The organism is Streptomyces sedi (assembly GCF_006335015.1).
In the GTDB taxonomy this organism is placed as follows: Bacteria; Actinomycetota; Actinomycetes; order Streptomycetales; family Streptomycetaceae; genus Streptomyces; species Streptomyces sedi.
On sequence record NZ_VDGT01000020.1, the window covers coordinates 77,791 to 104,219 of the forward strand.

22 protein-coding genes are annotated in these 26,429 nt (G+C 73.3%); 4 read left to right on the plus strand and 18 right to left on the minus strand.

The window, feature by feature from the left end; genetic code table 11:
* Positions 1 to 6: 6 nt before the first annotated feature.
* The 3 genes from FH715_RS22655 to FH715_RS22665 form a co-directional block, all read right to left on the minus strand.
* Positions 7 to 435 carry a roadblock/LC7 domain-containing protein gene (locus FH715_RS22655; RefSeq protein WP_139648270.1) on the minus strand — a complete coding sequence of 143 codons (429 nt, stop codon included), beginning with the start codon at positions 433 to 435 and terminating at the stop codon, positions 7 to 9.
* Positions 436 to 482: 47 nt separating this feature from the next.
* Positions 483 to 2,030 carry a sensor histidine kinase gene (locus FH715_RS22660; protein WP_139648272.1) on the minus strand — a complete coding sequence of 516 codons (1,548 nt, stop codon included), beginning with the start codon at positions 2,028 to 2,030 and terminating at the stop codon, positions 483 to 485.
* 151 nt (positions 2,031 to 2,181) lie between these two features.
* Positions 2,182 to 2,898 carry an alpha-ketoglutarate-dependent dioxygenase AlkB family protein gene (locus FH715_RS22665; protein WP_139648274.1) on the minus strand — a complete coding sequence of 239 codons (717 nt, stop codon included), beginning with the start codon at positions 2,896 to 2,898 and terminating at the stop codon, positions 2,182 to 2,184.
* A gap of 99 nt (positions 2,899 to 2,997) precedes the next feature.
* Here FH715_RS22665 and FH715_RS22670 point away from each other — a divergent pair, with 99 nt between their 5' ends.
* Positions 2,998 to 3,789, plus strand: a complete 792-nt coding sequence (locus FH715_RS22670) for a tyrosine-protein phosphatase (protein ID WP_246108901.1) — start codon at positions 2,998 to 3,000, stop codon at positions 3,787 to 3,789.
* A gap of 33 nt (positions 3,790 to 3,822) precedes the next feature.
* Here the strand turns inward: FH715_RS22670 and FH715_RS22675 are convergent, their stop codons facing one another.
* The 11 genes from FH715_RS22675 to FH715_RS22725 form a co-directional block, all read right to left on the minus strand.
* Positions 3,823 to 4,881, minus strand: a complete 1,059-nt coding sequence (locus tag FH715_RS22675) for a polyprenyl synthetase family protein (RefSeq protein WP_139648278.1) — start codon at positions 4,879 to 4,881, stop codon at positions 3,823 to 3,825.
* Positions 4,878 to 6,299, minus strand: coding sequence for a hydroxysqualene dehydroxylase HpnE (hpnE, locus tag FH715_RS22680; RefSeq protein WP_246108902.1), 1,422 nt, complete (start codon positions 6,297 to 6,299; stop codon positions 4,878 to 4,880). Before hpnE ends, FH715_RS22675 begins: the two co-directional genes overlap by 4 nt.
* A complete protein-coding gene (gene hpnD, locus FH715_RS22685) occupies positions 6,296 to 7,225 on the minus strand; it encodes a presqualene diphosphate synthase HpnD (RefSeq protein ID WP_246108903.1) in 930 nt (309 codons plus the stop codon). Before hpnD ends, hpnE begins: the two co-directional genes overlap by 4 nt.
* A gap of 11 nt (positions 7,226 to 7,236) precedes the next feature.
* Complete coding sequence (gene hpnC / locus FH715_RS22690; RefSeq protein WP_139648279.1) at positions 7,237 to 8,142, minus strand: squalene synthase HpnC; 906 nt, start codon at positions 8,140 to 8,142, stop codon at positions 7,237 to 7,239.
* 164 nt (positions 8,143 to 8,306) lie between these two features.
* On the minus strand, positions 8,307 to 9,107 hold the full coding sequence (locus FH715_RS22695; RefSeq protein WP_246108905.1) for an ABC transporter ATP-binding protein: 801 nt from the start codon (positions 9,105 to 9,107) through the stop codon (positions 8,307 to 8,309).
* Entirely contained in the window at positions 9,100 to 10,014 is a 915-nt protein-coding gene (locus tag FH715_RS22700) for an ABC transporter permease (RefSeq protein WP_139648281.1), read from the minus strand. The genes FH715_RS22695 and FH715_RS22700 overlap by 8 nt, the downstream gene beginning before the upstream one ends.
* 87 nt (positions 10,015 to 10,101) lie before the next feature.
* Positions 10,102 to 10,947, minus strand: coding sequence for a glycosyltransferase family 2 protein (locus tag FH715_RS22705; protein WP_139648364.1), 846 nt, complete (start codon positions 10,945 to 10,947; stop codon positions 10,102 to 10,104).
* Between the two features lie 53 nt (positions 10,948 to 11,000).
* A complete protein-coding gene (locus FH715_RS22710) occupies positions 11,001 to 11,786 on the minus strand; it encodes a CDP-alcohol phosphatidyltransferase family protein (RefSeq protein ID WP_139648283.1) in 786 nt (261 codons plus the stop codon).
* Positions 11,764 to 12,825 (minus strand): iron-containing alcohol dehydrogenase family protein, encoded by a 1,062-nt coding sequence (locus FH715_RS22715; protein WP_139648284.1) that lies wholly within the window; start codon positions 12,823 to 12,825, stop codon positions 11,764 to 11,766. The genes FH715_RS22710 and FH715_RS22715 overlap by 23 nt, the downstream gene beginning before the upstream one ends.
* Complete coding sequence (locus FH715_RS22720; RefSeq protein WP_139648286.1) at positions 12,813 to 13,565, minus strand: phosphocholine cytidylyltransferase family protein; 753 nt, start codon at positions 13,563 to 13,565, stop codon at positions 12,813 to 12,815. The genes FH715_RS22715 and FH715_RS22720 overlap by 13 nt, the downstream gene beginning before the upstream one ends.
* Complete coding sequence (locus FH715_RS22725; protein WP_139648288.1) at positions 13,562 to 15,430, minus strand: DUF5941 domain-containing protein; 1,869 nt, start codon at positions 15,428 to 15,430, stop codon at positions 13,562 to 13,564. Before FH715_RS22725 ends, FH715_RS22720 begins: the two co-directional genes overlap by 4 nt.
* Before the next feature lie 164 nt (positions 15,431 to 15,594).
* Here FH715_RS22725 and galE point away from each other — a divergent pair, with 164 nt between their 5' ends.
* Positions 15,595 to 16,566: a UDP-glucose 4-epimerase GalE gene (gene galE, locus FH715_RS22730; RefSeq protein WP_139648290.1), complete on the plus strand. Its 972-nt coding sequence runs from the start codon at positions 15,595 to 15,597 to the stop codon at positions 16,564 to 16,566.
* Positions 16,567 to 16,770: 204 nt separating this feature from the next.
* Complete coding sequence (locus tag FH715_RS22735; RefSeq protein ID WP_139648292.1) at positions 16,771 to 17,733, plus strand: cation diffusion facilitator family transporter; 963 nt, start codon at positions 16,771 to 16,773, stop codon at positions 17,731 to 17,733.
* Positions 17,734 to 17,768: 35 nt separating this feature from the next.
* Here the strand turns inward: FH715_RS22735 and FH715_RS22740 are convergent, their stop codons facing one another.
* A complete protein-coding gene (locus FH715_RS22740) occupies positions 17,769 to 18,290 on the minus strand; it encodes an ATP-binding protein (protein WP_246108906.1) in 522 nt (173 codons plus the stop codon).
* 669 nt (positions 18,291 to 18,959) lie between these two features.
* On the opposite strand from FH715_RS22740, the gene FH715_RS22745 reads away from it, so the two are divergent.
* Positions 18,960 to 20,726, plus strand: coding sequence for an ABC transporter ATP-binding protein (locus FH715_RS22745; RefSeq protein ID WP_139648296.1), 1,767 nt, complete (start codon positions 18,960 to 18,962; stop codon positions 20,724 to 20,726).
* A 36-nt stretch (positions 20,727 to 20,762) separates the two neighbouring features.
* Here FH715_RS22745 and FH715_RS22750 read toward each other — a convergent pair whose 3' ends face one another.
* The 3 genes from FH715_RS22750 to FH715_RS22760 all read right to left on the minus strand — a co-directional run bounded on the left by FH715_RS22750 (position 20,763) and on the right by FH715_RS22760 (position 26,396).
* Positions 20,763 to 22,388, minus strand: a complete 1,626-nt coding sequence (locus tag FH715_RS22750; protein ID WP_139648298.1) for an ABC-F family ATP-binding cassette domain-containing protein — start codon at positions 22,386 to 22,388, stop codon at positions 20,763 to 20,765.
* A gap of 417 nt (positions 22,389 to 22,805) precedes the next feature.
* Positions 22,806 to 23,786, minus strand: a complete 981-nt coding sequence (locus FH715_RS22755; RefSeq protein WP_139648300.1) for an acyl-ACP desaturase — start codon at positions 23,784 to 23,786, stop codon at positions 22,806 to 22,808.
* 174 nt (positions 23,787 to 23,960) lie between these two features.
* Positions 23,961 to 26,396 (minus strand): Tex family protein, encoded by a 2,436-nt coding sequence (locus FH715_RS22760; protein ID WP_342782186.1) that lies wholly within the window; start codon positions 26,394 to 26,396, stop codon positions 23,961 to 23,963.
* Positions 26,397 to 26,429: the final 33 nt, after the last annotated feature.

Consider the following 26,429-nt stretch of genomic DNA (forward strand, 5'->3'; position numbering starts at 1 on the left):
GGCGCCTCAACGCCCGGCCGGCAGCCGCAGCGGGCTTTCCAGCACCGACCGCACGCTTCTGACCAGGAGGGTCATCTCGTATCCGAGCACGGCGGCGTCGGCGTCGCGGTCGGCGAGTGCCGCCAGACACGAGCCGTTGCCCGCCGCGCGGACGCTGAGCAGCGCCGCGTCCCACTCGACCACCACCTGGCGCACCGGCCCGCCGTCGGCGAACCTGGCGCCGGCGCCCCTGGCCAGCGCGTGCAGCCCGGAGGCGAGCGCGGCCAGCTGGTCGGCGGTCTCCCCGTCGAGCCCGTGTGCGGCTCTGACCATGCCGTCTACGGTCAGCAGCAGCGCGCTGCGGGTGTGCGGCACCCGCTCCACGAGGCCGGTCAGCAGCCTTTCGAGTGTGGGGCGTTGGTCGCTCGGCGAGTCGTTGGGGGAAGCGTTGTCCATCGTCTCCTGGTCTCCTCGGGCGGGTCGTCGGGGCGGGCGGGCGGCGGTCAGGTGCCGCGCGCCTCGGCCTCCTCGGCCAGGGTGGCGCCGCGCCGGAAGGCGGCCATCAGGCCGGGGTCGGGCGGCTCGACCTCCTCCTCGGCGGCCGGCGCGGGGTGCCGCGGCACGCCGTCCCGCAGCTGCGGGACCAGGTGCTGCTGGCGCACCCGCCGGGGCAGTGGCGGCCGGTGGTCGTGTCCGGTGCCAGCGGCCGGCGGCGGGGGCGGGTCGGCGGCGCCGACGACCGGGGGCAGCGGCACCGGTTCGCTGGCCTCGGCGGAGCTGGGCGCGGCGGGGAACCGCGCCGACGTCAGCGAGGGGCCCAGCGCGCGTCCGGGGGTGAAGTGGCCCTCGGCCTCGTCGCCGAGCAGCTCGTGCGGCAGGACCAGCACCGCCTGGACCCCGCCGTAGATGTTGCTCTGGAGGCGCACGCCGATCCGGTGCCGGCGGGCGAGGGTGGCCACGACGAAGAGCCCGACCCTGCCGTCCTCCAGCAGCGTGGCGACGGGGTGGCGCTCGGTGCCGGCGAGCACCGCGTTCATCTGGCCCTGCTCGGCGGGGGTCATGCCGAGGCCGCGGTCCTCGACCTCGATGGCCAGCCCCGCCGTGACGCGTTCGACGCGGAGCAGGACCTGGGTGCCGGGGGCGGAGAACTCGGTGGCGTTCTCCACCAGTTCGGCCAGCAGGTGGACGACGTCGGCGACCGCGTGGCCGCGCACCGTGCCCTCGACCGGGGGCACCAGCTTGACCCGGGAGTACTGCTCGACCTCGGCGAGGCAGGAGCGCAGCACCTCGGACATCCGCACCGGGCGGCTCCACTGGCGGCGGGAGATGGCGCCGCCGAGCACGGCGAGGTTCTCCGCGTGGCGCCTGATCCGGGTGGCCAGGTGGTCGAGGTGGAAGAGCCCCTTCAGCAGCTCGGGGTCCTCCACGTCGTGTTCCAGCTCGTCGAGGTACTCGATCTGGCGGTGCACGAAGGACTGCATCCGCCGGGCCAGGTTGACGAAGACCTCGACGCGCTCGTCGGAGCCGACGCGCTCGTCGGCGAGCGCCACGGCCTGGGCGACGGCGCACTGGGCGGCGTGCCTGCTGGCGGCGATCTCGTGGCGCAGCAGTTCGAGCGGGGCCTCCCCCGGCTCGGTCGGCGCCGGCACCTCGGGCGGCCTGACGCGCTCGCCGCGCTCCAACTGGTCGACCAGCGCCTGGAGTTCGACCCGCCCCCTGGCGGCCTGGCGGCGCAGGGTGTGGATCCGGCCGGCCTGCCGGGCGGCCTCGGCGCCTGCCAGCAGGGCGGCGCCGGCCAGCAGCGCGCAGGTCAGCAGCGCGCCGGCGGTGAGCGCGGGCCACAGTGTTCCCCCGGCGCCCGTGCCGTCGGCCGGTCGACTCCGTAACACGTGGCCGACCACCAGCACGGCGAGCGACGCGACCGCGACCGCCGGCAGAACCGTCAGCGCGAGCAGTCGGCGCCGGAACCCCGGCTCGCGGAGCGCCGAGCCACGGCCGGAGGGCCGGCCGTGGCGGGCGGTGCGGGCCACCTGGCGGAGCGGTACTGGCATGGGTGTCCTTATCGGCCGGTCATATCTGCCGAAGCAACGCTAGGCAGCAACAGGCGGGCGACCAGGCGCACTTCCGGCATTCGCCACCCCTCGCCAGCTCCCATCGGGTGAATTCCGCGAAGCCGCTTGACCGGGGGTGCCCCGACGGCGTTCAACCGCCCCCGCCGAAACCCGAGGCGCGGAGGGTCACGTTCAGCCGCCCGCGCACGCCCAGCGCGGGGGGCCCGCTGCCGGGGACGGTGCGCGGCACCCCGTGGTAGGCCAGCCGCGCCGGCCCGCCGAAGACGAACGCGTCGCCCGAGCCGAGCGTCACGTCCGTCCAGGGGCGGCCCCTGCCCTCCGCGTTCCCGAAGCGGAAGACGCAGGAGTCGCCCAGGCTGAACGAGACGACCGGGGCCGGCGAGCGCTCGTCGCCGTCCCGGTGCATCCCCATCCGGGCGCCGTCCGGGTAGTGGTTGACCAGCGCGATGTCGTAGGGCTCGGCCGGGGGCGGCTCCCCGGGCAGCGCCTCGGCCACGGCGGCGAGCGCCCACTCCCCCAGCCAGGCGGGGAACGGCTTGACCGGCGCGCCGTCCCCGTCGACCGCGGTGCGGGAGTAGCCGTAGGGGTACCAGTGCCATCCGAGGCTGAGCTGCCGCGCCGACATCGTGCCGTTCCCGATGCGCACCACCCGCAGCCCGGCCGGCGGCGCGGCCCACTCGCGGCAGGACTCCAGCAGGGCGCGTTGGCGCGCCTCGCCCAGCCAGTCGGGGAGGTGGACCGCGCCGGGCGCGACCGCGCGCGCGGGGCGGGCGAACAGGTCGGGCTGGTCGGGCGGACCGGGCGGGTCACGGGGGTCGGAGGGGTCGGGAGGCGGTCGCTCGCTCATGGCCCCATCATGCGGGCGCGGTCTGACATCGCGGCCGGCCGGTGCCGTAGGGTCGCCTGCGGTTCGGCCCCAGGGCGGGGCCTGCCGGGAGGAGGAGCGTTGACCGAGGTGCCGACGGAGCCGACGCTGGTGGCGGTGCGGAACTTCCGCGACGTGGGTGGGCTTCCCACCGGGGAGGGGCGCACGGTGCGCCGGGGCCGGCTGTTCCGCAGCGGACATCTGGCGCACGCGACCGAGGAGGACCGGGCCTTTCTCGGCTCGCTCGGTCTGCGCACCGTCTTCGACTTCCGCAACGAGGCCGACCTGGAGACGGACGGCCGCGACGTGGAGCTGCCGGGCGTGCGCAACGTGAACATACCGCTGGACGACCCGGCCGAGGGCGCCGCGTTCTGGGAGCTGGTGCACAGCGGCGACCTGGCGCGGCTGCGGCGGGAGTTCGGCGCGGGCGGCGGCGCCACGCGGATGCGGAGCAGCTACCGGACGATGGTCACCACCCGCACCGCGGAGCACGGCCGGGTGCTGGCCGCGCTCGCCGACGGCGACACCCCGGCCCTGCTGCACTGCGCGGCGGGCAAGGACCGCGCCGGGCTGACGGTGGCCGTGGTGCTGATGGCGCTCGGCGTGGAGCGCGAGACCATAGCCGAGGACTATCTCAAGTCGAACGTGGCGCACCGCCGTTACCGGCTGCGCCGGGAGGCGGCGGCGGACGCGGCCGTGGAGGCCCGGGTCGCGGAGCTGCTGGCGCCGGTGTTCGACGCCAGGATCGAGTATCTGACGACGGCCTTCGAGACCATCGACGCCGAGTGGGGCGGCACCGAGCGCTATCTGTCCCACGGGCTGGGGCTCACCGGGCCGGCCAGGGAGCGGCTGCGCGCCGCGCTGCTGGACTGACCGCCCGGAGCGGCGGCGGACGGTCGCCGGGACCTACTTGCTGCGCACGACCACGAAGTCGGCGAGCGCGGTGAGCCGTTCCCTGGTGTCCAGCGGCAGCGGGACGGCGTCCAGGGCGCCGATCGCCGTCTCGTACTGGCGTCTGGCCTCGTCGGCCGTCCACTGCCGGCCGCCCGCCTCCTCGATCAGCGCGGCCCTGGCGGCGAACTCCTCCTCGTCGAAGTCCTCGAACTCCTCGCGGCTCTTCTTCGCGTCGGCGGTCAGCAGCGCCGTCAGCCGGGCGGCGGCCGGTCCCTCGGCCGCCATCGCGGCGACCACGGGCAGCGACTTCTTGCGCTGCCTGAGGTCGCTCCAGGTCAGCTTGCCGGTGGAGCGCGGGTCGCCCCAGATGCCCAGCAGGTCGTCCACGGCCTGGAACGCCAGGCCCAGGTGACGGCCGTAGGTGTCCAACGCGTCGGCCAGGGGGTCGTCCGCGCCGCCGAGGACCGCGCCGATGGAGGCGGCGAACGCCAGGAGCGCGCCGGTCTTGTTGCCCTCCATCGTCAGGCACTCGTCGACCGAGACCCGCTCGCGGTGCTCGAAGGCGATGTCCTGGGCCTGGCCGTCGATCAGCCGGCGGCTGGCCGAGGCGAGCCGGCGGGCGCCGCGGGCGGCGATGGAGTCGTCGCCGTCCAGGATGATCTCGCCGGCCAGCGCGAAGAGCGCGTCGCCGACGAGGATCGCCTGGGCGGGACCGTGCACCTTCCAGACGGTGTCCCGGTGGCGGCGCTGCTCGTCGCCGTCCATCAGGTCGTCGTGGAGCAGCGAGAAGTTGTGCACCAGCTCCACGGCGACGGCGCCCGGCACACCCACCTCGGGCGCGGCGCCCGCGGCCTCGGCCGACAGCAGCGCGAGCGCGGGCCGGACGGCCTTGCCGCTGTCGCCGTCGGCGGGGCGTCCTTCGGCGTCGATCCAGCCGAAGTGGTAGGCGCCCACGGTGTCCATGGGCGGGGCCAGCCTGGCCACCGCGGCACGCAGCGCGGGAGTGGTCAACTCCCGGCTGCGTTCCAGTAGTTCGGCGACGGCATGGGGACGGGGGGCGTCCGGGTTCACGCGGGCTCCTTAGCCGGTCGGTGGGGGGTGGGCGCTCCCTGGACCGCCGCGCGTGCCGCCGTCAGGCCGCTGCGCACCGCGCTCTCCATGGTCGCTGGCCAGCCGGTGGCGGTCCACGCCCCGGCGAGGTAGAGGCCCTCGGCGCCGGTCACGGGACCGGGCCTGAGCCGGCCGACGCCCGGGGTGGGCGCGAAGGTGGCGGTGCGCTCGCGGGTCACGAAGAAGTCGAGCAGCCGGGCCTCGGCCGCCCTCGGCAGCAGCCGTTCCAGCTCGGGGACGTAGCGCTTGCGCAGCACCTCGGCCGGTTCCTGGATCTCCGCGCCGACCGCCGACTGGGAGAGCGCCAGGTACTGGCCGCCCCTGGCCGCCGGCAGCGTGTCCAGTCCTGAGGGCCCGGTGCGGTCGAAGACCCACTGCACGGGGCTGTTGACCGCGGCGACGAACGGGCGGTCCAGTACCGGCCGGTCGTAGATCACGTGCACGTTGAGGATGGGCGCGGTGTCGATGGCCAGCAGCCGGTCGGCGTCGGGCAGCGCGCCCGGCGGCAGCAGCCGGTGGGCCGCCTGCTGCGGAACGGCCAGCACCACGGTCTCGGCCGCCAGCTCCTGATCGGGCCGGTGCCCCTGGCCCGGCCTGCTGCTGACGCCCAGCCGCCAGCCGCCGCCGGGGGCGGCGCGCAGCGACCTGGCCCTGGTGGCCAGCAGCACCCGCACGCCGGCGCGGGCCAGCGCGGCGCGGGTCAGCTCGTCGTGGAGGGTGCCGAGCGGCACCCTCGGCAGTCCGATGTCGGCGGCACCGTTGCCGCTGAGCAGCCCGGTGCGGAACACCTTGGCGGCCAACGCGAGCGAGGTGTCCTCGGCCCTGGCGTTGAGCGTCGCGACGCCGATGAGGTCCCAGAGCGCGGCGACGGCGCCGGGGCTCTGGCCGCTCTCGCGCAGCCAGTCGGCGAACGAGCGGTCGTCGAGCCCCGGGTCGTCCGGGTCGAGCCGGCGCAGGCCGAGCGCCGCGCGCGCGACGGAGGCGCGCTCGGCGAGCCCGAGGTGCGGGTAGCGGGCCAGCCCGCCCGCGAGATGCAGCGGGACGGGCAGCGCGTTGCGGGTGATCCGCCCGAGCCGGCGGCTCTCGGCGTCCAGCACCGGCACGTCGAGGCGGCGCTGCACCGGCGCCAGCCGGGCGCCGCCGATCCGGTCCAGCAGGCCCCGGTAGGCGGAGCAGCAACGCAGGTAGACATGCTGGCCGTTGTCCACGGTCAGCTCGCCGACGGTCGACTCGCGGCGGAAGGAGAACGCGAGGCCGCCCAGGCGTGGCCGGGTCTCGACCAGGGTGACCCGCCGGCCGCGGGCCGCCAGCACCAGGGCGGCCGTCGTGCCGGCGAGGCCGCCGCCGACCACCAGGGCGCGGCGGCGTTCGCCGCTCACCCGCGCTCCCGCAGCGCGGCCCTGCGGGCGTCGAGCCCGGCGAGGCCGCGGACGGCGACCAGCGCCTTCTGCGCGGTCGGCAGCGCGACCCGGCCGCGCAGCACGGCGTGCGGGTCGGCGGCGATGCGGTCGAGCAGGCGGTGGTAGATGCCGGCCATGGCCGCGACACAGGCGCCGGAGCGGCGGTCCAGCATGGGCAGCAGCCGGAAGCCGTCGGCGAACAGCTCGCGGGCGCGCCGCACCTGGAAGCGGACCAGGCCGCCGAAGTCGGCGTCCTCGCGCGGCGGGTCGTGGTGGGCGCCCTCGGCGAGGCCGAACTTGCGCAGCTCCTCGTCGGGCAGGTAGCTGCGTCCGTTGCCGGCGTCCTCCCGGATGTCGCGGAGGATGTTGGTGAGTTGCAGGGCCAGCCCCAGGGTGTCGGCGTACTCCGGCGCCCGGTCGGCGTCCCGTACGCCCGGCACGGTACCGAAGACCCCGAGGGAGAGGCGCCCCACCGCGCCGGCCACGCAGCGGCAGTAGGTGCGCAGTTCGTCCCAGGTCTCGTAGCGGCGGCCGTGGACGTCCATCAGCACGCCGTCGATCAGCTCGTCCAGCGCCTCCAGCGGCACCGGGTAGCGCCGCGCGGTGTCGGCGAGGGCCACGGCCACGGGGTCGGTGTCGTCCTCGGCGACCCGGTCGGTCCGCACCCGCTCCAGCAGCTCGCGGGTGGCGCCGAGACGTTCCTCCTTCTCCGCGGCGGGCAGCGTGCCGTCGCCGATGTCGTCGACGCGGCGGGAGAAGGCGTAGAGCGCGGAGAGCGCCCTGCGGCGGGGTACGGTCAGCAGCCGGATGCCGTAGGCGAAGTTCTTGGCCTGGTGGCCGGTGACCGCCTCGCAGTACTGGTAGGCGGCGAGCACGGGCGCGGGCGCGGCGGGGCTCTTGGTCACGGGCTGGCGCCTCACGTTCCTCGTTGTCGCAGTGCGGTCGCCGCCGCGTACGCCAGGCGGGTCCGGCTCGCGCGGGGCGGGCCGGCCAACACGTCGTAGCCGGCCTGGGCGATGGCGTGTGCCGCAGCGTAACCCCCGCCGAGGAAACCCGCGAGCAGCAGCCTCAGCCGCCCGTTGACGCTTCCCACCAGGGGGGCTCCCTCGTCGAGCAGCCTACGTGCTCGGTCGGTCTGGTAGGCGACCAGGGTCCTGACGGAGGCGTTGGCCGTGGGCTGGGCCAGGTCGCGTTCCGTCACGCGGAATCGGCGCAGGGCGGTGGCCGGCAGGTAGACCCGGCCGTTGGCGAGGTCCTCGGCGACGTCCTGGAGATGCTCGACCAGCTGGAGCGCGGTGCATATGGCGTCGGAACGGCGGATCCGCTCGGGCGTCGCGGTGCCGGTGACGGAGAGCACGAGGCGGCCGACCGGGTTGGCCGACAACTCGCAGTAGCCGAGGAGTTGGCTCTGGGTCTCGTAGCGGCGCACCCGCTGGTCGACGCGGTTGGCCTCGATGAGCGCGCGGAAGGGCTCGGGGGTGAGGTCGGTGCGGCGCACGGTGGGGACCAGGGCGGCCAGCAGCGGATGGCCGGGGCCGGGGCCCGTGGCGGCGAAGACGCGGTCGAGGTCGGCGGAGAGCGCGTCCAGCAGGGCCAGCCGGTCGTCGGAGTGGTCGCGGTCCACGCCCAGCAGCGTGGCGTCCGCCCCGCCGGGCGGGAGGTCGCCGTCGCCGATGTCGTCCACCAGGCGCGCGAAGCCGTAGACGGCCATCAGGTCGTCCCGCCAGGCGCGGGGCAGGAAGCGGGGGGCGACCGGGAAGTTCTCGTGGGCGGCCTTGGCCAGCGTCGCCGCCGCCGACCGGTCCCCGGCGGCGGTCACCACGCCGGTCCCGTTCTCACCATTGCCGTCATGCTCGTATTTCTACCTCGGGTCGCGGAGCCTTCCGTCTCCGGACACGCTACCCCGACCGGCGAGGGGGCCGGCGTGGTGCGCCGGCGTGTGGCGGGCGGAGGCCGGGGCGAGGCCGGCCATCCGCCCGTGGCCGCCTACTTGTTGGTCTCTTCCTCGTAGGCCTTCAGCACCTGCTCGGTGGGGCCGTCCATCATCAGCACGCCCCGCTCCAGCCAGAGCACCCGGTCGCAAGTGTCCCTGATGGTCTTGTTGTTGTGGCTGACGAGGAAGACGGTGCCGGCCTCGGCGCGCAGCTCGCGGATGCGCTCCTCGGAGCGGCGGCGGAACTTCTTGTCCCCGGTGGCCAGCGCCTCGTCGATCATCAGGACGTCGTGGTCCTTGGCAGCCGCGATGGAGAACCGCAGCCTGGCCTGCATCCCCGAGGAGTAGGTGCGCATGGGCAGGGTTATGAAGTCGCCCTTCTCCTGGATGCCGGAGAAGTCGACGATGTCCTCGTAGCGGTCGCGGATCTGTTGCCTGGTCATGCCCATCGCCAGGCCGCCCAGGATCACGTTCCGCTCGCCCGTCAGGTCGTTCATCAGGGCCGCGTTGACGCCGAGGAGCGAGGGCTGACCGTCCGTGTAGACCTTGCCGGTCTCGGGCGGGAGCAGGCCGGCGATGGCCCGCAACAGGGTCGACTTGCCCGAGCCGTTGGTGCCGATCAGTCCGATCGCCTCGCCGCGGTAGGCGACGAAGCTGACGCCGCGTACGGCGTGCACCTCGCGGACGCGGGCGTTGGGTTCGCGGCGGACGATCCTGCGCAGCGCGGCCGTCGCGTTGCCGCGCTTGGCGGCGCCGTTGACGCGGTAGACGATGTGCAGGTCGTCGGCGATCACGGTGGGGACGCGGCCGTCGTCGACGACCTTGATGGGGGCGGGGATGTTCCAGTCAGCCACGGCCGTACCGCTCCTCCGCCTTCCAGAAGTACATGAAGCCGCCGACGCCGACGACGACGGCCCAGCCGAGCGCCCACCACCAGGTGGTCATCGGGATGCTGTCATGGTAGTCACCGTCGATCATCGCGTAGCGCATGAGATCCATGTAGACGGCGGCGGGGTTGGCCTCCATCACGCTGGCCACCCAGGAGGGCCAGTCGGCGCGGGTCTCCACCATGTAGCGCAGCGGGAACATCACGCCCGAGGCGTACATCCAGGTGCGCAGCACGAACGGCATCAGCTGCACCAGGTCGGGGGTGGAGGCGCCGAGCCGCGCCATGATCAGCGCCAGGCCGGCGTTGAAGACCAGCTGGAGCGCCAGGACGGGGATCACCGTGAACCAGCCCCAGTCGGGGAAGTGGCCGAAGCCGATCACGATGACGACCAACACGATCATGGAGTACAGCAGTTGCTGGAGCTGCTGGAGCGAGAAGGAGATCGGCAGCGAGGCCCGGGGGAAGTGCAGGGCGCGCACCAGCCCCAGGTTGCCCGAGATCGACTTGACCCCGGAGAGCACCGACTGCTGGGTGAAGGTGAAGATGAAGACGCCGATGACCAGGAACGGGATGTACTCCTGGTTGTCCATCCCGCCCCGCCCGCCGATCAGCAGGCCGAAGATCAGAAAGTAGACGAAGGCGTTCAGCAGCGGGGTGAAGACCTGCCACAGCTGGCCCAGCTTCGCCTGGCTGTACTGCGCCATGAGCTTCGCCTGCGAGAAGGCGAGGATGAAGTAACGACGACCCCAGAGCTGCCGCGTGTACTGCGGCAGCGAAGGTCGAGCACCACTGACGGACAGACCATGACGGGCCGCGAGTTCTGATAGTGGCACTTCGCGGGGGGACGCACTGTCGTGCGTGGTCTCACTCACCTTGGGAAACTTTCGTCCTCGCAGGGCAAAGGGCGGTAGGGGCCGCGCGAACTCTTCGGCCCCAGGATGGTCTCAGACCCGAGCTTGTCAGATAACAGGAGGTCGTCCCAGCCGGGTCAGCCGCCATACCGTACGCCAACGCATCGCCCTGCGTTGACCACACGGGGTGCGCCAGCCCTCGGCGAAACCGCCGAACCATGCCTTCAGTGCCGTCCAGGAGGGGCGTCTGACCAGGGTGAGCAGCATCCAGACGCCGAGATAGACCGGTACCAGGGGAATCGGCAGGTTCCTACGGGCCAGCCAGACGCGGTTCCTGGCGACCATGCGGTGGTACATCGCGTGCCGGGAGGGCGCGGTGGTGGGGTGGTGCAGCAGCAGATCCGCGCGGTAGTCGATCGCCCAGCCCGCGTCGAGGGCGCGCCAGGCCAGGTCGGTCTCCTCGTGCGCGTAGAAGAAGTTGTCCGGGAGGCCGCCGACGTCCCGGAAGACGTCGGTGCGCACCGCGTTGGCGCCGCCGAGGAAGGTGGTGACCCGCGAGGAGCGCATCGGGTCGGAGGCGCGCAGGCGGGGGACGTGGCGGCGCTGGGTGACCCCGGTGTCGGGGTCGGCGATCCGGAAGCTGACGATGCCGAGACCGGGATCGGCGGCGAACGCCTCCCGCACCAGGCGGACCGTTTCTTTGTCCGGAAGCAGCCCGTCGTCGTCCAAAAACAGCAGCACGTCGACATCGGAACCCGCGGGTCCGAACGCCTCGATGCCGACGTTCCGACCTCCGGGAATGCCCAGATTCTCCGGGAGTTCGACGCCGCGGACCCCCTCGGGGAGCGGGGGCAGTCCGGCGCCGTTCCCCACCACGACGACGTCGACGGCCTTGCCCTCCTGGGCCGCCACCGAGTCGAGCAGGGCGCCCAGCTCCGCCGGGCGGTCCCCCATCGTCAGCACCACGGCGCCGACGGTGAGGGACGCCGGGTCCGTCTCCGGGGCGCTCACCGCAGCCTGCTGGAGGCGAGGATGGAGACCAGGTGCAGCAGCGTCTGGAGCACGGCGACCGCCGCCAGGAACGCCACCCCGAGCCGGGTGAAGAACAGCTCGCCGCCGACGACGTCGGCCACCGCGACCACCAGGATCAGCAGCGAGGCCTCGACGCCGCCGACCAGCCGGTGGAACTTGAGCGCCGCCGCCGCCCTGCGGGCCAGCGCGAGGCCGGAGGATCGCGGCGTGGCCGCCTCGTCCTTGACCGCGGGCAGCCCGCTGCGCGCCCTGGCGACGTCGACCAGGTCGGTCTCGGCCTTGATCAGGATGGCGCCGAGCGCGGCCAGCGCGCCGAGGAACGCCCACAGCCAGTTCGCCGACTCCTCGTGCTGGCCGAAGAGGTCGGCGGCCCGCATCCCGAACCCGACGAGCAGCGCCGCCTCGGAGAGGTAGTGGCCGACCCGGTCCAGGTAGACACCCGTGATCGAGGTCTGGCCGCGCCAGCGGGCGACCTCGCCGTCGACGCAGTCCAGCAGCAGGTAGAGCTGTATCAGCAGGGCGGCCAGGACCGCGCCCGTCAGCCCCGGGATCAGCAGGGCGGCGCCGGCTGCCACCCCGGCGACGACCATCAGATAGGTGAGCTGGTTGGGCGTGACGCGGGTGTTGACCAGGTGCCTGGTCCAGCGCAGGGAGATCTCCCGCATGTACAGCCGCCCGGCCCAGTGCTCACCACTGCGGCGGTCCTTGACGCCGGCGGGGTGCACCACGGGGCGGAGTTCAGCTACCGATGGCTTTGACATAGTCCGCGTACGCGTCCCTGATTTCGTCGGTGGTCAGGTCGAGGTGTTCGAGAATGGTGTAGCGCCCGGGGCGGGTCTGCGGGGCGAACGCCACGGCGGTGACGAACTCCTCGGTGGAGAAGCCGATCTCGTCCGGCCGCACGGGCAGCCCGTGCCGCGCCAGCACCTCGGCGAAGAGCCCGCAGGACTCCCCGTCGCCCCGCAGGTGCATGGCGAAGGCGGCGCCGAGGCCGACCTGCTCGCCGTGCGGGGCCGAGCGGCGCGGATAGAGGATGTCCAGCGCGTGCGAGATCTCGTGGCAGGCGCCGGACGACGGGCGGCTGTGCCCGGCGATGGACATGGCGATGCCGCCCAGCACCAGTGCCTCGGCCAGCACCGTCAGGAACTGGTCGTCGTCGCAGTCCCCCGGGTGCCGCAGGACGGCCTCGCCGGCCTGACGGGCGATGGCGGCGGCCAGCCCGTCGATCTGCTCGCCGGTCTCCCGGTGGGACAGCTCCCAGTCGGCGATGGCGGAGATGTTGGAGACCGCGTCGCCGATGCCGGAGCGGACGTAGCGCCGCGGGGCGTCCCTGATGACCTCCAGGTCGACGACGAGCGCGATGGGCGCGGGCACCCCGTAGGAGCCGCGCCCCGCGTCGTTGTCGAGGGTGGAGATCGGGGAGCAGATGCCGTCGTGGGCGAGGTTGGTGGCGACCGCGACCATCGGCAGGCCGACGCGCGCGGAGGCGTACTTGGCGGCGTCGATGATCTTGCCGCCGCCGAGGCCGACCACGGCGTCGTAGTGGCCGGAACGCATCGCGTCGGCCAGCTGGACGGCCGCGTCGATGGTCCCGCCGGCGACCTCGTACCAGTCGGCGCCCGGCAGCGCGGGGCTCAGCCGCTCGCGGAGCGTGGCGCCCGAGCCCTTGCTGATGGCGACGGCCAGCCGGCCGGAGGACGAGATCCGCTGGTCGGCCAGGAGCCCCGCCAGGTTGTCCAGAGCCCCCGCCGCGATGTCGACCGAGACCGGGGACGGGATGAGGCGGGTCAGTACTGGCACGCGATCTCCCTGCCCCGGGCGAGGTCGTCGTGGTTGTCGATCTCGACCCAGCTGACCTCGCCGATCGGCGCGGTGTCGATGTGGAAGCCGCGGTGGACCAGCTCCTGGTAGCCGTCCTCGTAGTAGAGCTGGGGGTCGCGCTCGTAGGTGGTGCGCAGCGCGTCGGCCAGCTCGGCGGCGGCCTCCGGCTCGATGAGGGTGACACCGATGTACTCGCCGGTGGCCTCGGAGGGGTCCATCAGCTTGGTGATCCGGCGCACGCCCTTCTCCGGGTCGGCGACGACCTTCATCTCCTCGTCGGCCAGGTTCTTGACCGTGTCCAGGGCGAGGATGATCCGGCGGCCCTCGCCCCTGGCGGCGAGCAGGGTGCGCTCGACGGAGGGCGGGTGCACGGTGTCGCCGTTGGCCAGGATCACGCCCTCGGCGATCACCTCGCGGGCGCACCAGAGGGAGTAGGCGTTGTTCCACTCCTCGGCCTTGTCGTTCTCCACGAGGGTGAGCTTCACTCCGTAGCGGCGCTCCAGGTCGGCGCGGCGCTCCTCGATGGCCTCCTTGCGGTAGCCGACCACGATGGCCGCCTCGCTGAGGCCGACCTCGGCGAAGTTGGCCAGGGTGAGGTCGAGCACGGTCCTGGCTTCGCCGCCCTCCGGCTCGATCACCGGGACCAGTGCCTTGGGCAGGGTGTCGGTGTAGGGCCGAAGACGCCTTCCGGCGCCGGCGGCCAGCACGAGGCCGATCATGCGGGTTCTCCTGTTTCGTCGTGTACGGCTGGTGCCTGGGAGGAGACCCAGAAGCGGATGCTCTCCGCCAGCACCAGGAGCGCCAGGACCCCGGCGAGGGTCGCGAGCGCGAGAGTGAAGCCCTGGCCGCCGGCCCACAGGGCGGCGGCGACCGTGACCACCAGGGCACGGCCCTCGTGGCCGCCGGTGGCGGTGACCAGCCAGCGGGGAGGCGCCCCGGCGCCGCCGCGAAGGCGGTACACCGTGTCGTAGTGATGGTAGGCGCTGGCGGCCACCAGGCAGAAAGCCGCCGGCAACGCACCGTTCACCTCGCTGTGGGCGGCCAGCAGCAGGATGGTCAGATACTCGCCGGCCCGGAAGAGCGGCGGGAGCAGCCAGTCGAGGCGGCCCGCCAGCGGGAGCGCGGCGGCCCGGCCAGCGAGCAGCGCGTAGCCCGCCGCGCCGAGCACGGCGAGCCAGCTGCCCTCCCCCACCGTCGGGGGCAGGGTGAGCGACAACACGGCCACCGCCAGCAGCGCGAGGGCGGGGGCCGGCACGGGCAGCGGCAGTCGGGGGCGGGCGGCCAGCGCCGCGAGCGGGCCGTTGTCGGCGAGGCCGGCCAGCGCCTCGGGCGCCGAGGCCGCCGAGCCGCGGCTCCGCAGCGAGCGCAGCAGCCGGCCGGCGGTGGTGTAGCAGGCGGCGAAGCCGCTGGCGACCAGCAGCACCACCAGCGTGGTCCTGGGGGTGGTCAGTGCCGTCAACACGGCGATCAGCAGCCAGCGTTCACCGATCGGCAGCACGATCATGCGGCGGGCCCAGACGGTCCAGCCGATGCGGTCCAGCCGGCCGGAGAGGGCGTTGGCCGCGCCGCCGCCCGAGGGGGCGGGCGGATGGGACTCGTTGAAGGCGAAGTCCACGATATGGCGGCAGGTGCCCAGGATCATCGCGCCAAGCGCCAGCGCCCAGACGTCGTCGTCGGAACGGGCGGCGCCCAGCGCGAGGCCCGCGTAGAACGCGTACTCCTTGGCGCGGTCGAAGGTGGCGTCCAACCACGCGCCGAGCGTGGAGTACTTGAGCGCGTAGCGCGCCAACTGGCCGTCGGCGCAGTCGAGTACGAACGAGGCGAGCAGCAGCACGCCGGCGGCGACGAAGCCCCAGCGCTCGCCGGTGGCGGCGCAGCCGGCGGCGATCAGCGCGGTGAGCAGTGAGGCGGTGGTGACCTGGTTGGGCGTCAGGCCGCGCCGGGCGCACCAGCGGGCCACATAGCGGGAGTAGGGGCTGACGAGGTGGGTGGTGGTGAACCCGTCGCGCGACTTCACGGCGGTGCGCAGCCGGACGGCCTCGTCGTCGACGGCGGCGACGCGCTCGGCGGCCCGCGCGCGGGCGGGTCCGTCGGCCGGGACCTCGGCGACGAGGGTGCCGAGCTCCGGCCGGTGCGGCTCGGCACCGGCCTCGGCCAGCAGCGCGGCGAGCCGGTCCACCGTGCGGTCCGCCTCCGGGGGCGCGGCGAGCCCGCCGGCGCCGGCCTCGCGGTCGGCGCCGTCGCCGGCGAGGGCGGCGAGCGCGGCGGCGAGCGCCGCGCGGCCGGCCGGGGCGGCCGTCAGGGCACCGGGGACGGCGGCGGTCGGGAAGCGCGGGTCGGTGAGGCCGAGGCGCAGGCTGTGCCGGTGGCCGACGAAGCGGGGGTCGACGAGGGCGACCCGCCGGCCGGCGGGAACGGCCGCCACCGCCTCCGCCAACTCGCCCGGCGACCGGACCGTCGAGACGGTGAATCCCAACGCCCGCAACTCGTCCTCGATCAAGGACCCGGGATCGGGTGGTCCGGTCAGGATGGCGCTGGACAGCTGACTCACTCCTCGCGACAACTCCGCGCTCTGCGGCGGCATGTCGGCAGAGATTATCTGATGACCACCGCGCGGCAAGAACGGCGTTGGGGTGGGGAAACCCACGGTTCATTTAGGGCGTCCGACGAACACCGAATGTGACCCTACGCGATGCCGCCGACACTCAGCGAAGTCGCCCTGTCCGAGGCGGCCGTTAGGGTTTCCGCATGAGTTGGCTGATCACCGGCGGCGCCGGTTACATCGGGGCCCACGTGGCGCGGGCGATGGTCGAGGCCGGCGAGCGCGTGGTGGTACTGGACGACCTGTCCTCCGGCGCCGCCGAGCGACTGCCGGACGGGGTGGAGCTGGTGCGCGGCTCCGTCGCCGACGCGGACACGGTCGCCGGAGCGCTCACGGAGCACGGGGTGACGGGCGTGGTCCATCTCGCGGCGCGCAAGCGGGTGCCCGAGTCGGTGGCCGACCCGCTCCTCTACTACCGGGAGAACGTGGGCGGCCTCGGCGAGCTGCTGGAGGCGATGGTGGGCGCCGGGGTGCGCCGGCTGGTCTTCTCCTCCTCGGCCGCGGTCTACGGCTCCCCCGACGTGCCGCTGGTCACGGAGGAGACGCCCTGCCTCCCCGTGAACCCGTACGGCGAGACCAAGCTGGCCGGCGAGTGGCTGGTGCGCGCGGTCGGCCGGGCGCACGGGCTGCGTTCGGTGTGCCTGCGGTACTTCAACGTGGCGGGCGCCGCCTCCCCCGAGCTGGCCGACCGGGGCGCGGCCAACGTCGTCCCCCTGTTCTTCGAGCGGATCGACGCGGGGCTGCCGCCGGTGATCTTCGGCGACGACTACCCGACGCCGGACGGCACCTGTGTGCGGGACTACGTCCATGTCGCGGACCTGGCGCGGGCGCATCTCGCGGCGGCCCGGGAGCTGGCGCGCGGGGGCCCGCCGGAGGGCGACCTGACGGTGAACGTGGGGACCGGCGCGGGCGTCTCCGTGCGGGAGATGGCGGCGGCGGTCGCCGAGGCGACGGGCCGGCCGCTGACGCCGGTGGTCGAGGCCCGGCGCGCGGGCGATCCGCCGCGGGTGGTGGCCTCGGCGGCGCTGGCCGCCGAGCGGCTGGGCTTCACGGCGCGGCACGGGCTCGCGGAGATGGTCTCCTCGGCCTGGGAGGGCTGGCGGGCGACCCGACCGTGACACGCCGCGCTCCGTTCCGCGACGCCTGCGGCGCGCGGTGGGGACGCTGTGTGGACCCACCAGTGCCGCAGGTCGGGGCCCCTCTCCGCCGGACCGATGAACGCGCAGGTCAGAGCACATGACAACGGTGTTCAGTGCCGCGTTGCCCGATACCCCCCGCCCGTAGTTCACTGGTCGGGAGCCTACGAAGAGGGGGCGGCGCGCATGGGCGCGGGACACGATCACGGCCGGCTGGGCCACGGCCACGGCCACGGCCACGGGCACGGTGCCCGGGAGACCAGGGGCGCGGCCTATCGGGGGCGCCTGTGGGTGGCCCTCGGCATAGCGGCGCTGCTGCTGGTGGGGCAGATGGTGGGGGCGTGGGTCACCGGCTCGCTGGCGCTGCTGGCGGACGCGGGGCATGTCGCGACGGACGCCGTCGGGATCGGGATGGCACTGGCCGCGATCCACTTCGCCAACCGGCCGGCCGACAGCGAGCGGCGCACGTTCGGGATGGCGCGGTTGGAGATCCTCGCCGCGCTGGTCAACTGCCTGCTGCTGCTGGGGGTGGGCGGCTACATCCTGGTCGAGTCGATCAGCAGGCTGCGCGAGCCGACGGAGGTGCCGGGGGCGACGACGATCGTCTTCGGCGTGGTGGGTCTCGCGTTGAACTGCCTCTCGCTGGCGCTGCTGATGCGCGGCCAGCGGGAGAACCTGAACGTCAGGGGCGCCTTCCTTGAGGTGCTGGCGGACGCGTTGGGCTCGGTCGCGGTGATCGCGGCGGCGCTGGTCATCCTGCTGACCGGCTGGCAGCGCGCCGACCCGGTGGCCTCGCTGCTGATCGCCCTGATGATCGTGCCGCGCACGGTGAAGCTGGCGCGGGAGGCGCTTGAGGTGCTGCTGGAGTCGGCGCCGCGGGACGTGCGGGTGGCCGAGGTGCGTGACCACATCCTTGAGCTGCCGGGCGTCGAGGGCGTGCACGACCTGCACGTGTGGACGATCACCTCGGGGATGCCCGTGCTGACGGCGCACGTCGTGGTCAGCCCCGAGCTCCTCGACGAGGTCGGGCACGAGCAGACCCTCCACGAGTTGCAGGCGTGCCTGGGCGGCCACTTCGAGGTGGCGCACTGCACGTTCCAGCTGGAGCCCTCCGGGCACGCCGCCCACGAGTCGGGGCTCTGCCACTGAGCCGCCGGCCCGGCGCGTGGCCGCGTGAGCGGCGGTCACGCGGCGGGCGGGGGCGTGCCGCCGGCGACGCCGTCCAGGGGCAGGACGGCCCAGACGACCTTGCCTCCGCCGCTCGCCGCCCGCACCCCGCAGGAGCCGCCGGCCTCCTGGGCGGTGGCCTGCACGAGCAGCAGCCCGCGCCCGCCGGTGCGGTGCCGCTCCGGGCTGGCGGCCAGCGCGTGCGGTCGGTACGGGTGCCCGTCCTCGACGCGCAGCCAGATCCAGCGGCCGTCCACGACGATCTCGACGCCTATCGCCGGGGTCAGCAGCGCGGCGTGCCGCACGACGTTGGTGACCAGCTCGGTCAGGACGAGTAACAGCCCGTGCAGTCGGTCCCCGGTCAGCGGGGCACCCCGGTGGCGCAGCAGGTCGCGGACCGCGTGCCTCGCCCGCGGCACCGACGCCTCGACGGGAGGGAGGGTGAACGCCCAGGTCCCCTGCCAGTCGGGGGTCGGCGGGTGCCCGGCCGTGTCGGCGGCGGGCGGGGCTGGTGACGATCTGTCCACGATGTTCGACACGGCCTTGCTCCTCGTCCTCGAAGTCTTCGAAGTCCTGGGAAAAACGACCCCGAAACGTGCGCTTCCGGTTCCGTCGCCGCTCACTCCCGACCGCTCGGGGGCGGGAACACCGGCTCCGGAGGGCATGTCGGCGGCGTCGCCGTCGACAACCCCCTGTGTCGAGTGTTGGCATGTGCCAGCGCAACATGACCGGGTGCACGAAATTCACGAGAAAGCGGTCGTTCTCCGATCAACAGGCTTCGTTTTAGACCTACTTGAAGGCCGATACGATCGTTTGCCCCCGGCGCAACGTTTCACTCCGGGGAGCGTCACGGACTCCGGCCGCTCGGGCGGGCGTTCGCGAGGACCGCGCGGCGCTCACCCGTCCGGACGGGCGCACGGTGGTGAAAACGCCGAGAAGCAACGCACCGGCGTGAGCGCCGGCATAGAAGCACCACCGTGTCGCGAATATACGGAAGTTGAGAAATCGGACTGCCGGACGGCGACCACCTGGTACCTTTCGGTACAGGCACTCCCATACATGCCTACTATCACGAAGTATAGGAATTGCCGCGAACCATAAGGAATGGGGCAGAGCCCTCTTCCAGGCGTCATTTCGGAGAGTGTTCGAGACGCTTCAGGGGCAAGGTCATCCCGACTTGATTCCCTGGACGTTGGAGTGCTGCTGTCATGGCTCTTCCGCAAGGTCCCCTGGAGCATCGCTACCGGGGGGAACACCCGGTGCGGACCCTCGCCTACCTCTTCCGGGACGACCGCCTCCGGCTCCTGGTCGCCTTCTTAGCGTTCGTGGTCAAGCACAGCCCCGTGTGGCTGCTGCCCCTGGTCACGGCGAACATCATCGACATCGTGGTGGAGCATCGCCCTATCGACCAACTCGGCGGCAACACCCTGGTGTTGCTGATCGTCCTGATGCTCAACTACCCCACCCACCTGCTCTATGTCCGGTGCATGCACGGCAGCGTCCGGCGGGTGGGCACCGGGCTGCGGTCCGCGCTCTGCCGCAGGATGCAGGAGCTGTCGATCGGCTACCACTCCCGCGTCAGCGCCAGCGCGCTCCAGACCAAGGTCATCAGGGACGTGGAGAACATCGAGGTCTCCGCCCAGCAGAGCGCCGACACGGGTCTGGCCGCCCTCATCACGCTGACCGGTGGCCTCGCGGTGATCGCCTTCCGGGTGCCGACCGCGCTGCCCGCGTTCATCGTGATCGTGCCGGCCGCCGCCTGGCTGATCCGCCGGCTGCGCACCCGGCTGCGCAGCAAGAACGAGCAGTACCGCAGGCAGGTCGAGCAACTCTCCACGCGCGTCGGCGAGATGACCAGCCTGATCCCCGTCACTCGCGCGCACGGGCTGGAGCGGACGGCCATCGGCCGGGTCGAGCGCTCGCTCAGCCAGGTGCTCCGCGCCGGCATACGGCTCGACCTGCTCAACGGCCACTTCGGCGCGCTCGCGTGGATCCTGCTCAACGCGATCGGCATCGGCTTCCTGGCGGGTGCCGCGTTGATCTCCTACTACGCCTGGCTGCCGATCACCGCCGGTGACGTCGTGATGCTCAGCACGTTCTTCACCACCCTCACCGGGTCGATGACCATGCTGATGGGTCTGGCCCCGATCATCACCAAGGGCCTGGAGTCGGTGCGTTCGGCCGGCGAGGTCCTCCAGGCCCCCGACCTGGAGGAGAACACGGGCAAGGCCCAGGTCGACGAGGTCAAGGGCGGCCTGCGGTTCGAGGGCGTCACCCACCGCTACGACGGGGACGGGCCGGCCGCCGTGGTCGACTTCGACCTGTCGGTGCCGCCGGGCGAGACCGTCGCGCTGGTCGGCGCCTCCGGCGCCGGGAAGTCCACGGTGCTCAACCTGCTGATCGGCTTCATCCGCCCCTCCTCGGGGCGCATCCTGCTGGACGGCGCCGACATGAGCACCCTGGACCTGCGCAGCTATCGCCGCTTCCTGTCGGTCGTCCCCCAGGAGTCGGTGCTCTTCGAGGGCACCATCCGGGAGAACGTCGGCTACGGGATGCCCGACGTGGACACCGCCACCGTCCGCGCCGCGCTGCGGGACGCCAACGCGCTGGAGTTCGTCGAGCGGCTCCCCGAGGGGCTGGAGACCATCGTGGGCGAGCGCGGGGCGCGGCTCTCCGGCGGCCAGCGGCAACGCATCGCCATCGCCAGGGCGTTGATCCGCGACCCCCGCATCCTGGTGCTGGACGAGGCCACCTCGGCGCTCGACACCCGCTCGGAGGCGCTGGTGCAGGAGGCGATGGACCGGCTGATGCGCGGACGGACGGTCTTCGTCGTGGCGCACCGCCTGTCCACGGTGCGGAACGCCGACCGGATCGTGGTCATGGAGCACGGCCGGATCTCGGAGGTCGGCCCGCACGCCGAGCTGCTGCGGCGCGGCGGGGCCTACTCCCGGTTGCAGGCGGGCCAGATCACCTGAGGGGTGCCCGACCCGCCCGCGGGGGCCGAGGCCGGCTCAGCCGGGCTCGGCCCCCTCCGGCGCGCCCTCGGTCACCTCCCCCTCGTCGAGGGAGAGCCACCTGGTCAGCCCCAGCTCCCGCAGGAACGGCAGGTCGTGGCTGGCCACCAGCAGCGCGCCCCGGTAGGCGGCGAGCGCCGAGGTGAGCTGACGGACGCTGGCCAGGTCCAGGTTGTTGGTCGGCTCGTCCAACAGCAGCAGCTGCGGCGCCGGGTCGGCCAGCATCAGCGCGGCCAGCGTGGCGCGGAACCGCTCCCCGCCCGACAGCGTGCCGACCCGCTGGTCGGGCGCGTCCTTGCGGAAGAGGAAGCGCGCCAACTGGGCCCGCACCCGCTGCGGTTCGGCCGTCGGGGCCAGCGCCCGCACGTTCTCGGCGAGGGTGAGCGCGCCGTCCAGGACGTCCAGCCGCTGCGGCAGGTAGCGCAGCGGCACGTGCGCCAGGGCCTGCCCCCCGGCCGGCGCCAGCAGCCCCGCCACGGTGTGGAGCAGCGTGGTCTTGCCCGCGCCGTTCGGCCCGACCAGGCCGATCCGCTCCGGGCCGACGACCGCCAGGTCGGCGCGGGCGCCGTTGCGCAGCTCCAGCTCCCGCAGGGTGAGCACCCGGCGCCTGGCCGGCACGGCGGTGTGCGGCAGGTCGACGCGGATCTCGTCGTCGTCGCGGACGGCCGACTCGGCCTCGGTGAGCCGGTCCCTCGCCTCGGAGAGGCGTTCCTCGTGGAGGATGCGGTGCTTGCCGGCCGAGACCTCGGCGGCCCGTTTGCGCGCGCCGGCGACGATCTTCGGCAGCCCGCCCGTCTCGGCGGCCCGCTTGCCGGCCCTCGCCCGTCCGGCGAGCTTGTCGTGTGCCTCGATCAACTCCCGCTTCTGCCGGCGCACATCGGCCTCGGCGGCACGCACGCCCCGTTCGGCGGCCTCTTGTTCGACGGCGAGCGCCTCCTGGTAGGCGGTAAGCGTCCCGCCGTAACGGACCACCCGCCCCTCGCGCAGGTCGGCGATCTGGTCGACGCGTTCCAGCAGCTCGCGGTCGTGGCTGACCACGACCAGCACGCCGCGCCAGGCGCGCACCGCCGCGTTGAGCCGTTCCCTGGCGCGCAGGTCCAGGTTGTTGGTCGGCTCGTCGAGCAGCAGCACGTCGGGGCGGCGCAGCAGCAGCGCGGCCAGCCGCAGCAGCACGCCCTCGCCGCCGGAGACCCGGCCGACGGTGGCGTCCAGGTCGATGTGGGAGAGCCCGAGCTGGTCGAGGACGGCGCGGGTGCGCTCCTCGACGTCCCAGTCGTCGCCGACGGCGGCGAAGTGCGCCTCCGAGCCGTCGCCCGCCTCGATGGCGTGCAGCGCGGCGCGGGCCCTCGCGATGCCCAGCAGCCGGTCGACGGGCTGCTCCGTGTCGAGGGTGAGGGTCTGCGCCAGATAGCCGACCTCGCCCTCGACACGGACGGAGCCGGCGGCCGGGGTCAGCTCGCCGGCGATCAGCTTGAGCAGGGTGGACTTCCCGCTGCCGTTGAGGCCGACGAGCCCGGTCCTTCCGGGACCGAAGGCGAGTTCGAGGCCGTCGAAGACGCGGGTTCCGTCGGGCCAGTCGTAGACCAGGCGGTGGCAGGAGATATGGGTGGTACCGGTGGACATGAGCGCCTTCCGGGGTGCGTACCGGGCGTCGCCGACGCGGCGACGGGCCGAGGGTGGTCAACGGAACGCGAGAAGACACCGGGCCCGAAGGGACGCCGAGTGACGGGGAAGGCGGGGAACAGAAACGGGAACTGCCGGGAACGGGCAGGGGCGACGTCTCTCGTGGCCTCCGAGGTCAACCGCGGAGAAGCGTGGCGCTCGTGTCGCCGCGTGACACGCGGCGAGGAACACGAACCGACCGGGCTCGCGGTGTCATGGACCTCAGAACCTCAACGAAGCTCCCGACATCGACGACAGAGACGCGGAGAAGTCTAACGAGCGGACCGGGGGCGGGCAATCGCGTTCCGCCGCCGGAACGCGGCGGCGCCGTCCCCCGGACCCCTGCCCGGGAGACGGCGCCGCTCGGTGAGCCGGCCCTCAGCTCTCGCGCGCCTTGCGCGCCTCCAGCCGGGCGCGACGGGCGGCGAGCCGCTCGTCGAAGATCCGCGCCTCGGAGTCCAGCCCCCCGAGGAACGTGCCCAGCTCCTCCTGCGCCTTCTGCCCCTCGGGGCTCAGCCCGGCGATCTCCATCACGCCGAGGTACCGCAGCACCGGCTGGAGAACGTCGTCCATGTGGATACGCAGGTTGTAGATCCCGCCGATGGCCATCCGCGCGGCGGCCCGCTCGAAGCCGGGGATGCCGTGCCCCGGCATCCGGAAGCCGACCACCACGTCGCGCACGGCCCGCATCGTCTGGTCCGGCGCGATCTCGAAGGCCGCGCGCAGCAGGTTGCGGTAGAAGACCATGTGCAGGTTCTCGTCGGTCGCGATGCGCGCCAGCAGCTTCTCGCAGACCGGGTCTCCGGACTCACGGCCCGTGTTGCGGTGCGATATACGCGTCGCCAGCTCCTGGAAGGCGACGTAGGCCACGGAGTGCAGCATCGAGTGCGCGTTGTCCGACTCGAAGCCCTCGGACATGTGGGCCATCCGGAAGTTCTCCAGCTGGACCGGGTCCACCGCCCGCGTGGTGAGCAGGTAGTCCCGCAGCACGATCCCGTGGCGGCCCTCCTCGGCCGTCCAGCGGTGCACCCAGGTACCCCAGGCGCCCTCGCGACCGAAGATGGTGGCGATCTCGTGGTGGTAGCTGGGGAGGTTGTCCTCGGTCAGCAGGTTGACCACGAGCGCGGTGCGCCCGACGTCGGTCACCTTGGACTGCTCCAGGGACCAGGGCTCGCCGCCCATCAGGCCGTCGAAGTCACGCCCCTGGCTCCAGGGCACGTACTCGTGCGGCATCCAGTCCTTGGCCGCCTTGAGATGGCGGTTCAACTCGGTCTCGACGACCTCCTCCAACGCATAGATCAGCTTGGCGTCCGTCCAGTCGCCCGATCTACCGGTGGGGTGGGCTGGGTCGAGGGTCACATGATCTCCCGCGCGGTTCCAAAGATACTTACGACACCGTAGGTTACGGTACCGTAGGTTGTTACTCGCCAGTCTGGCAAGGAACTGCGGGACAACTCACAACGGAAACGGCCGGGACCCGAAGGTCCCGGCCGTGTGGATGCCCGTCAACCGCCGTGCGGCGCGGGTGTGTCGTCAGCGGCGCCCCCGCTCGGGACGCACCAGGCCCGCCCGGCGCAGCGCGTCGGCCATCGCGCTGTTCGACGGCTGGCCGCCACCGGAACGCTGGCCACCGCCGCCACCGCCGCCACCGGAACGCTGACCGCCGCCGCGGCGCCCCCCGCCACCGCCGTTGCCGCCACCGCCGCCGTCGCGCCGGTCGCGCTGCCGGGGCGCGCCCCCGCGCTCCCCGCGCTCGCCCCGCTCCCGGCCGGCGCCCGGCTCGTCGTCCAGCCGCAGCGTCAACGAGATGCGCTTGCGCGGCACGTCCACGTCCAGCACCTTGACCTTGACGATGTCCCCCGGCTTGACGACCTCGCGCGGGTCGGAGACGAACTTCCGCGACATCGCCGAGACATGGACCAGGCCGTCCTGGTGGACCCCGACGTCGACGAACGCGCCGAAGGCCGCCACGTTCGAGACCACGCCCTCCAGCGTCATCCCCGGCTCCAGGTCCCCGAGCTTCTCCACGCCCTCCTTGAACCGGGCGGTGCGGAACGCGGGCCTGGGGTCACGACCGGGCTTCTCCAGCTCCCCGATGATGTCGGTGACCGTCGGCAGCCCGAAGGTGTCGTCCACGAAGTCGGCCGGGCGCAGCGCCCGCAGCGCCGAGCCGTTCCCCACCAGGGAGGCCACGTCGCCGCCCGTCGCCTTCACCATGCGGCGCACCACCGGGTAGGCCTCCGGGTGGACGGCCGAGGAGTCCAGCGGGTCCTCGCCGTCCCTGATCCGCAGGAAGCCGGCGCACTGCTCGAACGCCTTCGGCCCCAGCCTGGGCACCTGCCGCAGCGCGACGCGGCCCGTGAAGGGGCCGTTGCCGTCGCGGTGGGCCACGATGTTCTCCGCGAGGGTGGTGCCGATGCCGGAGACCCGGGCCAGCAGCGGCACGGACGCCGTGTTGACGTCGACGCCCACGCCGTTGACGCAGTCCTCGACCACCGCGTCCAGCGAGCGGGAGAGCTTCACCTCGGACAGGTCGTGCTGGTACTGACCGACCCCGATCGAACGGGGATCGATCTTGACCAGCTCGGCCAGCGGGTCCTGGAGTCGACGGGCGATGGAGACCGCGCCGCGCAGCGACACGTCCAGCTCCGGCAGCTCCCTCGCCGCGTAGGCGGAGGCCGAGTAGACCGAGGCCCCGGCCTCGGAGACCATCATCCGGGTGACGCCCGTCTCCCCGAGCCTGGCGATCAACTCGCCGGCCAGCTTGTCCGTCTCGCGGGACGCCGTGCCGTTGCCGATGGCGATCAGCTCCACGCCGTGCGCCGTGACCAGCGCGGCCAGCGTGTCCAGGGCGTCGGCCCAGCGGCGCTGCGGCGCGTGCGGGTAGACCGTCTCGGTCGCCGCGACCTTGCCCGTGGCGTCGACCACCGCGACCTTGACGCCGGTGCGCAGCCCCGGGTCGAGCCCCATCGTGGCGCGGGTGCCGGCGGGGGCGGCCAGCAGCAGGTCGCGCAGGTTGGCGGCGAAGACGCCGACCGCGTCGTCCTCCGCCGCGGTGCGCAGCCGGGAACGCAGGTCGATGCCCAGATGCACCAGGATGCGGGTGCGCCACGCCCAGCGGACCGTCTCCGCCAGCCAGGCGTCGGCCGGCCGGCCCCGGTCGGCGACGCCGAAGCGGTGCGCGATGGCCCGCTCGAACGCCGAGGGCCCCTCGCTCTCCTCCCCCGCCGGCTCCGGCTCCAGGACCAGCTCCAGGGTCTCCTCCTTCTCGCCCCGGAACATGGCCAGCACGCGGTGCGAGGGCAGCTCGGTGAACGGCTCGGAGAAGTCGAAGTAGTCGGAGAACTTGGCGCCCTCCGCCTCCTTGCCTTCCTTGACCCGGGAGACCAACCGGCCGCCGGTCCACATCCGTTCGCGCAGCTCCCCGATGAGGTCCGCGTCCTCGCCGAAGCGCTCGGTGAGGATGGCGCGCGCGCCGGCCAGCGCCGCGTCCGCGTCGGCGACCCCGCGCTCGGCGTCCACGAAGGCGGCGGCAGCCGCGGCCGGCGCCACCGAGGGGTCGGACAGCAGCCCGTCGGCCAGCGGCTCAAGGCCGGCCTCCCTGGCGATCTGCGCCTTGGTCCGCCGCTTGGGCTTGTACGGGAGGTAGATGTCCTCCAGCCTGGCCTTGGTGTCGGCGGCGCGGATGCGCGCGGCCAGCGCGTCGTCCAGCTTGCCCTGGGCGCTGATCGACTCCAGGATCGCCTCGCGCCGCTCGGTCAACTCGCGCAGATAGCGCAGTCGTTCCTCCAGGGTGCGCAGCTGGGTGTCGTCCAGCGCGCCGGTGACCTCCTTGCGGTAGCGGGCGATGAACGGCACCGTCGAACCGCCGTCCAGCAGGTCGACAGCCGCCCTCACCTGCCCCTCCCGGACGCCCAGCTCCTCGGCGATCCGACCCTCGATGGACCGGCCTGCGACAGGCTCGTTCACAATCTCGCTCCGCTTTCCCGGCGCGCCCTGCGC